The organism is Pseudomonas fluorescens, from assembly GCF_005938625.1.
GTDB lineage: Bacteria > Pseudomonadota > Gammaproteobacteria > Pseudomonadales > Pseudomonadaceae > Aquipseudomonas > Aquipseudomonas fluorescens_BD.
Window position 1 is genome coordinate 109,994 of record NZ_VCNJ01000047.1, and the last position, 10,405, is coordinate 120,398.

The 10,405-nt window shown below is 58.6% G+C and carries 7 protein-coding genes; 2 read left to right on the forward strand and 5 right to left on the reverse strand.

The annotated features are described in order from the left end of the window. The first annotated feature begins 1 nt into the window (after nt 1). Nucleotides 2–1,042 (forward strand): AraC family transcriptional regulator, encoded by a 1,041-nt coding sequence (locus FGA82_RS25215; protein ID WP_141129176.1) that lies wholly within the window; start codon nt 2–4, stop codon nt 1,040–1,042. A 410-nt stretch (nt 1,043–1,452) separates the two neighbouring features. On the opposite strand, the gene FGA82_RS25220 is transcribed toward FGA82_RS25215, so the two are convergent. Then, the gene (locus FGA82_RS25220) at nt 1,453–2,313 is read right to left on the reverse strand and encodes a DUF2242 domain-containing protein (protein WP_141129177.1); all 861 of its coding nucleotides are present in this window, start codon (nt 2,311–2,313) and stop codon (nt 1,453–1,455) included. Between the two features lie 92 nt (nt 2,314–2,405). Then, nucleotides 2,406–3,305 carry a LysR family transcriptional regulator gene (locus FGA82_RS25225; RefSeq protein ID WP_141129178.1) on the reverse strand — a complete coding sequence of 300 codons (900 nt, stop codon included), beginning with the start codon at nt 3,303–3,305 and terminating at the stop codon, nt 2,406–2,408. A gap of 118 nt (nt 3,306–3,423) precedes the next feature. Between FGA82_RS25225 and FGA82_RS25230 the strand changes: the two genes are divergently transcribed. Beyond that, complete coding sequence (locus FGA82_RS25230; protein WP_141129179.1) at nt 3,424–4,647, forward strand: MFS transporter; 1,224 nt, start codon at nt 3,424–3,426, stop codon at nt 4,645–4,647. A gap of 687 nt (nt 4,648–5,334) precedes the next feature. On the opposite strand, the gene FGA82_RS25235 is transcribed toward FGA82_RS25230, so the two are convergent. The 3 genes from FGA82_RS25235 to lon form a co-directional block, all read right to left on the reverse strand. Then, a complete protein-coding gene (locus FGA82_RS25235; RefSeq protein WP_141129180.1) occupies nt 5,335–7,206 on the reverse strand; it encodes a SurA N-terminal domain-containing protein in 1,872 nt (623 codons plus the stop codon). A 228-nt stretch (nt 7,207–7,434) separates the two neighbouring features. Next, the gene (locus tag FGA82_RS25240; RefSeq protein WP_003183171.1) at nt 7,435–7,707 is read right to left on the reverse strand and encodes an HU family DNA-binding protein; all 273 of its coding nucleotides are present in this window, start codon (nt 7,705–7,707) and stop codon (nt 7,435–7,437) included. Between the two features lie 148 nt (nt 7,708–7,855). Continuing rightward, nucleotides 7,856–10,252, reverse strand: coding sequence for an endopeptidase La (lon, locus tag FGA82_RS25245; protein ID WP_007917325.1), 2,397 nt, complete (start codon nt 10,250–10,252; stop codon nt 7,856–7,858). Between the last annotated feature and the right edge of the window lie 153 nt (nt 10,253–10,405).

Here is a 10,405-nt window from a genome sequence, read left to right on the forward strand (position 1 = left end):
CATGAAGCCGCTGCCGATGCGCCTTGGGGATTTGTCGGTGGGTTTTGTGCACAGCCTCGCCGATGCGGTGCGCAGTCATGCGGTCGATCCGCAGCCGCTGCTGGAGCAATATGGCCTCGACGCCGCGCGACTGGCCGAGGCCGGGGCACGCTTGTCGATTCCGCGCTATATGCGTCTGGGCCACGCGGCGATTCAGCTGACCGGTAATTCGGCGCTGGGTCTGCGCATGGGCCAGCTAAGTCGCCTGAGCCAGGCCGGGCTGGCCGGTGTCACTGCCGCACAAGCGCCTACCGTGCGCGAAGCCGCGCGCTGTCTGATCCGTTTCGAGGCGTTGTACGGTTCCAACTATCGCGGCCAGTCCAGTTTCCACGAAGACGCCCATGGCGCGTGGCTGCGTTTCTACTCGATCAGCCCGTATAACGCCTATAACCGCTTTGTCGTAGACTCGATCATTGCCGGGTGGCTACATCAGCTCTCCAGTGTCAGCCGCGAGCCGCTGCGCGCTGAACGCATCGACATCGAATTCGAAGCGCCCGATTATCGCGAGGCTTACAGCGTACTGGGGGATTGCCCGATCCAGTTCGGCGCCGAGCGTAATCAACTGCGCCTGAACCTCAACAGCCTCGCACAGCGTAATCCCGAGCATTGCCCGAGTACCTGGCGGCATCTGCTGCAACTGTGTGAACGGGAACTGGAACAATTGACCCGCACCCGCAGCCTGCGCGAACGCATCACTCAGCTATTGGGGCCGTTGCTCAATGGTGGCCGGGAACCCGACCTGGAAGAAGTGGCGGCACGCCTGAAGCTGCCGACCTGGACGTTGCGGCGCAAACTGGCCGAGGAAGGCACACAGTTTCGCGCAATCCTCAACGACACGCGCCGGGACCTGGCGATGACCTACATCCGCGACACCGAACTGGCCTTCGGCGAAATCGCCTACCTGCTGGGTTTCGCTTCAGCCGAAGCGTTCCAGCGAGCCTTCAAACGCTGGAGCGGCCAGACGCCCGGCGAATTCCGTCGCAGCCATCGCAAAACGGCTTAAAAGCAGCTGTGAGCTACAAGCTGCAAGTTAAAGCTCGGTGGCGTCTTCGGCGGGTTCGGGTTGATCCAGTTCAAAGGCCTGGTACTCAAGCAGCTCTTCTTGATATTCATCCATCGCGTAATCCCCCTGCTGCTCTCTTGAATGGGCCTGAGCAAATGCCCAGTGCCTCGAGCTTAACGTGCTCGTGTGAAGGAAAAGTGAAACCCGGCCTTCATGAATAAAACGTAGCAGCTGGTCAGGAATTTATCGCGGCAATTTTGTCAGGGGAATGTAACGAGATTTTAAGTGCATCAGAAACCACTGTGGGAGCGAGCTTGCTCGCGAAGGCGTCAGACCATTCAGCACAGAGCTGACTGAAAGTCCGTCTTCGCGAGCAGGCTCGCTCCCACAGGGTTTGGGGTGAGGCTGGATTATTGACCGGAGGCAGGCATCGCCGGAATCGGCTCGGATGGCGGCGGGATGTCCGGGTTGGCCGGTGGCGTGATGGTTTCGGTCGCCGGCGCAGGTTCTGCGTTCGGGGCCGGAGAGATCGGCGCGGCCTCTGCCGGTGGCGTAACCGGTTCAGACGTCACTGGCGTCGCCTCAGCAGGTGCCGGCGCCGGTTCTGCGGCAGGCGCAGGTGTCGCAGCAGGCTCAGCCGCCGGAGTTGGAGACGGTGTTGGCACCAACGCTGCCGGAGCCGCCTTCGCCTCTGGCACACCCAGGTCAGCCTTGGGCTTCTCTTCGATATGCGCAGCTTTCTTCGCATCGGCCGGCAGGAACAATTCCACCAACGTAAAGAAACGCTCGTAGAACTTCTGCGACGTCACCGTCTCGCTGGCGACCTTGACCATCGAATCGTCGGACGAGCCGATCGGCATCGACACCGAACCCAACACACCCACGCCGAGGCTGGCCGAGTTGTTGGTTTTCTTCAGCGCGTAGCGATCCTGCAAGGCGTTGGCGAACATCGTCGCATGGTGCCCGGCACTGCCGTCATCGGCGCAGACCACGTTGAAGCTGATCTCCATGTGGGTGTCGCCGGTTTGCTGGAAACTCTTGTGGCCACTGACCAGTTTCGGGTCGCTGCTGGTGATGATGTAGCCTTGGCTGAGCAACGCACGGCGGGCCGCCTCGCAGCTCACTGCGTCGGTCACCGGATAATTGCGCGAAAACGTACCGGAGTCATCGAAGTTCTCATGCTCATACATCGGCTTGTCTTTCGAACAGCCGGCAACAGCGGTCAACAACAGCGCCAACCCGACAACACGCATGGGAGTGGAAATCAACATTGAACATCCTGAGAGAAAACAGTCCGGGGCGTATTGTGCAACAGATCACGACCCTGCGGCGCATGGATTAGTGTCTTAAAGCAGTTACAACGCTATCGACCGTCAGTTGCGGGAAAAAGTCGCAACGCCAGATGATCAATGAACACGCGCAATTTCGCTGTGGCGTGACGACTCGATGGCCATAGGACCCAGAACTGCCCGATGTGTTCAAGATGCGCGTCGAGCACGCGACGCAAGTGCCCTTGCGCCTCGGCCTCGCGGGTCATGAAGTCCGGCAGACAGGCAATGCCCATGCCGGCCAGTGCCGCATGGCTTACCGCCTCAATCGACGTGCTGACCAACCGCGTCGGCAACGTCGGCTCTGCGGCTCCCTGCGCGCGAATCAGCGGCCAGTTTTCCAGTTTTCCAGTGGCATGAAAGGTGTGCCGAAGGCACGCGTGCACAGCCAGATCGCCCGGCGCTTGCGGCACGCCGCGCTGCGCCAGATAAGCCGGACTGGCCACCAGCACCATGTGAAAATCGCCCAACGGTCGCGCCATCAGTCGCGAATCCCGGGGTTTACCAGTGCGGATTACGGCATCGAAACCTTCTTCAACCACATCGACCATGCGATCGGTCAAATCCAGATCCAGTTCAATCTGCGGATACAACGCCATGAACTCGTTCATCACCGGCATCACCAGTCCATGTACCTGCGGCAGGCTGATGCGCAATTTGCCGTGGGGTTTGGCAGCGGCATCGCACAGTTCGAACTCCGCCGCCTCGACTTCCGCAAGAATCTTGCGACAGCGTTCAAGAAACAGCGCCCCTTCACTGGTCAACGTGACGCTGCGGGTGGTGCGCTGAAACAAGCGCACGCCCAGGCGCGCCTCCAGCCGCGCAATACTTTTGCCCACCGCCGACGATGACACTCCTTGCAGCCGGCCAGCCTCAGTGAAACTGCGCGTCTCGGCGACCTGAACAAACACCGAAATACTGCCAAGGCTATCCATACCACTCTCCCATTGCTGACATCCGTGTCCGATATGTTCGGAACCTTAACCCGTTTTTCGCCGATGTGCAGCGCCCTACCCTGTGCTTCTCGTCAACTTTGCACATGGATGCCGGCTCATGAACGATGCCCAACTCGGTTGCCCCGCACTTGAACACCCTGTCGATCGCCACGAGCGATTACCCCTCGGCGCACTGCTGGCATTGGCCACTGCCGGATTCATAACGGTCATGACCGAAGCCATGCCCGCCGGCCTGTTACCGCAGATGAGCAGCGGCCTGAATGTTTCCCAGGCGCTGATCGGGCAATTGGTCACGCTGTATGCGATCGGCTCGATTCTGGCGGCGATTCCGCTGACGATCGCCACTCGAGGCTGGCGAAGAAAACCGCTGCTGCTGTCAGCCATCGGCGGCTTTGCCATCGCCAACAGCATTACCGCGCTGTCAGAGCTGTACTGGCTGACTTTGATTGCACGTTTTATTGCCGGGGTATTTGCCGGATTGCTGTGGGCACTGCTGGCGGGATACGCGAGCCGTATGGTCGCCCCGCACCTGCAAGGTCGCGCCATCACCGTCGCCATGCTCGGCGCACCGCTTGCGCTGTCACTGGGAATACCCGCCGGCACCCTGCTCGGCACCCTGGTTGGCTGGCGCCTGAGTTTTGCCATCATGACCGCGCTGACCGTTGTGCTGGTGATCTGGGTACGCTGGCAAGTACCGGACTTCGCCGGCGAACGCGTAGGGAAGCGCATGCCGCTGCGTCAGGTGTTTACCTTGCCGGGCGTGCGATCCGTATTGTTTGTCACCCTCAACTACGTCGTCGCACACAACTTGCTGTACACCTACATCGCGCCCTTCCTCCTGCCGTCCGGGCTTGCTGCAAATGTCGATCGCGTGTTGCTGGTCTTCGGCCTCGCCTCGGTGCTGAGCCTGTGGATCGTCGGCAGTCTGATTGATCGTTGGTTGCGCGAACTGGTGTTGATCAGTGCCGGATTGTTCATGTTGTCAGCGATAGCGCTGGGTCTGTGGCGCGACTCGCCAAGCGTGGTTTACATCGCCACCGCTGTTTGGGGACTGGCGTTTGGTGCAATGCCGTCGCTGCTGCAAACCGCCTCGGCGAAAACTGCAAAAGAGGCCGCCGATACGGCGCAATCGATGCTGGTTACGCTGTGGAATGTCGGGATTGCTGGAGGGGGGTTGGTGGGTGGTTTGTTGCTGGGCAATCCCGGGGTTGGGGCGTTTCCGTGGATTGTTGCAGGATTGTTGGTGTTGACGCTGTATGTGGCGGCAATGGCTCGGGGCCATGGTTTTCCAACAGCCGTGAGAAACCGAATGCCCAATTGATTCGGGTGCAGCCTGCTGGAAATTGGTCGGCTGGCAGGCCGCTTTCGCGAGCAGGCTCGCTCCCACAATTGGACTGAGTAAATCAGACAGAAGATTGGTCGGCTGGCAGGCCGCCATCGCGAGCAGGCTCACTCCTACAGTGGAACTGAGTACATCTGACAGAAGACTGGCCGGCTGTCAGGCCGCCTTCGTGAGCAAGCTCGCTCCCACATTTTGATTTGCGTGCCGCCCACGCGGCAAAGCCGCCCCACTCAACAGGATGAGCGTTAGCTCGGCTGCAGCTCTTGATCTTGATCCACCGGTCCCGTCGGCAGGCTGAGTGGAGGGGTTTATCCGGGGGGTGGGAGCGCAGCGACCGTTTGGCGAAGCCAAACACATCGAGAGGAGGTGCAGCGAAGCAAACCGTAGGCGATGCCCCCCGGATGAATCCCGGAGCGAAGGAACCCCGAGCTTTAGCGAGCGGGCCGAACGTTGGGACAAGCCTTTTTGGGTACTTTTTCGGCGTCTGGAAAAAGTGCCTCGCCGTAAGGGCGAAACCGCCAGCGGCAGCACCCGAAGCAACGGATATTCACCCAAAACCCCAAGAACATGGTCGGCCCAAAGGCCGCCACGACCCGCCACCCAGCGCCCAAAAAAAAGCCCCGACCTATACAGGCCGGGGCTTTCGCATGACAGCTCAATCAGCCATCAAAACCGCTTGATCTCAGCCTGAGCTTCCAACTGCTTGCGATACGCCGCAAAGTCCTGCTGCCCCTCACGCGAAGCAAGGAAACGACGGTACTGAACCTTCTCTTCATCCGTCGGCGCAGCCGCTTCGTTAACGCCGTTCAGACGCACGATCATCAAACTACCGTCCGGCAGGGTCACGCTGGTGAACGTCGGCTTGTCCTTGGCAGCCGGCTTCGGCATACGGAACAACGCTTGCAGCACCGCCGGATCAACACCTTCCTGACCACGGGTGGCCGCTTCAGTGGCTTTCCAGTTCTGACCATCAACTGCCTTGTCCAACGGCGCCTTGCCATCGCGCAGATCAGCAATCAGCTTCTCGGCCTTGGTCTTGGCAGCCGCGCTCGCGTGCTCTTTGGTCAACTGAGTGCGGATGGCCACATTCACGCTTTCCAGCGGCAGTTGCGCAGGCTTCAGGTGCTCCTTAGAGCGCAGCACGATCACGGTTTCCGGATCCAGTTCGATGGCGGTGCTGTTGGCACCCTCGTCGATCACTTCAGTGCTGAACGCAGCGGTCACCACGGCACGGTTGGCCGCAACACCTTCGCCACCCTCACGGCCGAACGGCTTGGAGGTGTGCACGGTCAGCTTCAGATCCGCCGCTGGCTGAGCCAGGTCAGACGCTTCGAACGCCGAGTCTTCCAGTTGCTTGGTCGCCTCGACGAAACGCTGCTCGACCTGTGCGGCTTTCAGCTCGCGAGTCAGCTTGTCTTTCAGGCTGGCCAGGGTCGGCACTTCCGGCGCTTCCACGCCCAACAACTTGATCAGGTGGTAACCGAAGTCAGTACGAATCGGCTCGGACACTTGGTCTTTCGACAGCGAGTACAATGCTTTTTCGAACGCTGGATCGTAAACGCCAGGACCTGCGTAACCGAGGTCACCGCCATTGTTGGCCGAACCCGGGTCCTGGGAGAACTCTTTGGCCAGCGCTTCGAACTTCTCACCCTTGGCCAGACGCGCCTGAACTTCGTCGATCTTCGCCTTGGCCTGAGCTTCGGTGGTCTTGTCGTTCACTTCGATCAGAATGTGCGCGGCACGACGCTGTTCCGACAGGTTGGCGATCTCTTTCTGATACGCCGCCTGCAGGTCTTCGTCCTTCACCGCGACCTGATCGAAGAACGAAGCCTTCTTCAGCTCTACGTAATCGATGATCACCTGGTCCGGAGTCATGAACTCCTTGGCGTGCTCGTCGTAATAAGCCTTGACTTCGTCGTCAGTCAGCTTGACCGCCGCCGGGTCAGCTTTGACGTTCAGGGTGGCGAAATCGCGGGTCTGCTTTTCCAGACGGGCGAATGCCAGCACTTCAGCGTCAGTGACGAAACCGCTGCCCGCCACACCGGCGCGCAGTTGGCCGATGAGCATTTCCTGAGCCAGCATCTGGCGGAATTGCATACGGCTGTAACCCAGTTGACGGATCACCTGGTCGAAGCGCTCGGAGCTGAACTTGCCGTCCACCTGGAATTCAGGCGTCTGCAGGATCACTTGATCCAGTGCGCCTTCGGAGAAAGCGAACTTCGCTTGTTCGGCGCCTTGCAGCAGCAGCTTGCGATCGATCAGCCCCTTGAGGGCCGATTCGCGGAGCATTTTTTCGTCGAGCAAAGAAGCATCGAAGTCTTTGCCCAGCTGTTGCATCAGCTGACGGCGTTGCATATCAACGGCCTGGCTCAGCTCGTTCTGGCTGATTTCTTCACCGTTGACCTTGGCCGCCTCATTCTTGTGAGTCGTGGCCTGGAAAATGGCGTCGAAACCGGTCAGAGCCATCAGTGCAACGATGACCCCGATAATGGTCTTGGCAATCCAGCCTTGTGAATTGTCCCTGATATTCTGCAGCATGCGTCCCCCAGAAACGGTTGAACTTCAAAATTAGGCAACCGTGGAGCGTGGGTAGAATCCGGATAGAAGAAAGGCGCATCCGAGGATGCGCCTTCTCGTAACTGGCGGAGCGGACAGGGCTCGAACCCTCGATCCCGGCGTTACAGGCAACTGTTTCAGCTACCTGCTCTACCGCTCCGCTGCCAAGTCAGGCATGACCCCGACCCGGATGGGTAAAAACCTGAAAACTTAGTTAACAGCTTCTTTCAGTGCTTTACCGGCTTTGAAACCTGGCTTCTTGGCAGCCGGGATTTCCAGAGTCTTGCCGGTCTGAGGGTTACGACCGGTACGAGCCGGACGATCCGTCACGGAGAAAGTACCGAAACCAACCAGAACAACGGAGTCGCCAGCCTTCAGAGCGCCAGTGACGGATTCGATTACAGCGTCCAGCGCACGGCCAGCAGCAGCTTTCGGGATATCAGCGGATGCAGCGATAGCATCAATCAGTTCCGACTTGTTCACTCTAAGTCCCCTTATATCTATTTTGAGATGATTCTAAGTTTTTTGGTGAAAGCAAAAACGAGTGCTGAATGGCCTACAGACACTTAAGAGCCGCTTTATAACAAGGGCTCTAAAAAACTGTCAAGGAAGCCCCCCAGGCAAAAGCGTATTAATGCGTGCTAATTCTTTCCTTAGAGTCAGACTCACGTTTTTCGTCCTTGGCAACTATCTCCGGAGCCACATCCGGCAAGGGCTCCGGCGCGTATTGCAGCGCAATTTGCAGGACCTCGTCAATCCATTTAACCGGTTTAATCTGCAGATCCTGCTTGATATTGTCAGGAATCTCCTTCAGATCACGCACGTTCTCTTCCGGAATAATCACAATCTTGATTCCGCCGCGGTGAGCCGCCAGCAGTTTTTCCTTCAGACCGCCAATCGCCAGCACCTGACCACGCAAAGTAATTTCGCCGGTCATGGCCACATCAGCGCGCACCGGAATCCCGGTCAATGCCGACACCAGCGCCGTGCACATGCCTACACCCGCGCTAGGGCCATCCTTCGGGGTCGCCCCTTCCGGCATGTGGATGTGCGTGTCGCGCTTCTCGTGGAAGTCCAGGGGAATGCCTAGGCTTTTGGCACGGCTGCGGACAACGGTCAGTGCGGCAGTGATCGATTCGACCATCACGTCGCCCAGCGAACCGGTCTTGATCAACTGACCTTTACCCGGCACAACCGCGGCTTCGATGGTCAGCAATTCGCCGCCCACCTGAGTCCAGGCAAGGCCGGTCACCTGACCGATCTGATCCTGCTGTTCGGCCAGACCGTAGCGGAATTTGCGCACACCGAGGAAGTGCTCGAGCAGATCAGCTGTCACTTTCACCGAGAAACGTTTTTCCAGCGCATGCTCTTTAACGGCCTTGCGGCAGACCTTGGCGATCTGACGTTCGAGGCCACGCACACCGGCTTCACGGGTGTAGTAACGGATGATGTCGCGGATCGCTTCAGCGTCGAATTCCAGCTCGCCCTTTTTCAGACCGTTAGCGGCGATCTGTTTTGGCGAGAGGTATTTGACGGCGATGTTGATCTTCTCGTCTTCGGTGTAACCCGGCAGACGGATGACTTCCATCCGGTCGAGCAGCGCCGGCGGAATGTTCATCGAGTTCGAGGTGCACAGGAACATCACATCCGAGAGGTCGTAATCGACTTCCAGATAGTGGTCGTTGAAGTTGTGGTTCTGCTCTGGATCGAGCACTTCCAGCAACGCCGACGCCGGGTCGCCACGCATGTCGCTGCCCATTTTGTCGATTTCGTCGAGCAGGAACAGCGGGTTGCGCACACCCACCTTTGTCATCTTTTGAATCAATCTTCCCGGCATCGAACCGATGTAAGTCCGACGGTGACCGCGAATTTCCGCTTCATCACGCACGCCACCGAGGGCCATGCGTACGAATTTGCGGTTGGTGGCGTGGGCAATCGACTCCGCCAGCGAGGTTTTACCCACGCCCGGAGGACCGACCAGGCACAACACCGGGCCACGGATTTTCTTCACGCGTTTTTGCACAGCGAGGTATTCAAGGATACGTTCCTTGACCTCCTCGAGCCCGTAGTGATCGGCATCGAGAATGTCTTCTGCGCGCGCCAGGTCCAGACGTACCTTGCTCTGCGCCTTCCACGGCACTTGCACCAGCCAGTCGATGTACGAGCGCACCACGGTGGCCTCAGCGGACATCGGCGACATCTGCTTGAGCTTGTTCAGCTCGGCCGTGGCCTTGGCCAACGCATCTTTCGGCAGACCGGCAGCGTCGATACGCTTTTTCAGGTCTTCGATTTCGTTGTGGCCTTCATCACTGTCACCGAGTTCTTTCTGAATGGCCTTCATCTGCTCATTCAGGTAGTACTCGCGCTGACTGCGCTCCATTTGCTTTTTGACGCGGCCACGAATGCGTTTTTCGACTTGCAGCAGATCGATCTCGGCATCCAGCAACGCCAAGACGTGCTCGACGCGGGCCGACAAATCGATAATTTCGAGGATTTCCTGCTTCTGCTCGATTTTCAGCGCCATGTGCGCCGCCATGGTGTCGACCAGGCGACCCGGCTCATCGATGCTGTTGAGCGACGACAGAACTTCAGCCGGGACTTTCTTGCCCAGCTGCACATATTGTTCAAACTGCGACAGCAGCGTACGCACGAACACTTCGGATTCGCGCTCGGCAGCGTCGACTTCTTCGATCAACGAGACTTCGGCACGGCAGTGGCCGTCGACTTCGCTGAAGCGCTCGACGGTGCCACGCTGCTCACCCTCGACCAGAACCTTTACGGTGCCGTCAGGCAGCTTCAGAAGCTGTAGAACAGTGGCAATGGTACCTACGCGATAGAGAGCGTCTTCACCGGGATCGTCGTCAGCCGGGTTTCTCTGGGCCAGCAGCAGGATCTGCTTGTCGCCCGTCATCGCGGCCTCGAGGGCTTCGATGGATTTCTCGCGCCCCACGAACAGCGGGATAACCATGTGCGGATAAACCACGACATCACGCAATGGCAGGAGAGGCAATTCGATGGTTGTCTTCATGATTTCGCCTCTACGGCGGCCATATGGCCGTAATCAGATGGAATTGAGCTTGAAACCAAGATGGGGGCTGCCTTGAAAAAAAACAAGCGCAAAGCGGATGTAAAAAATGACATAAAAAAAAAGAGGCCCAAGGAAATTTTACCCTCGCATACA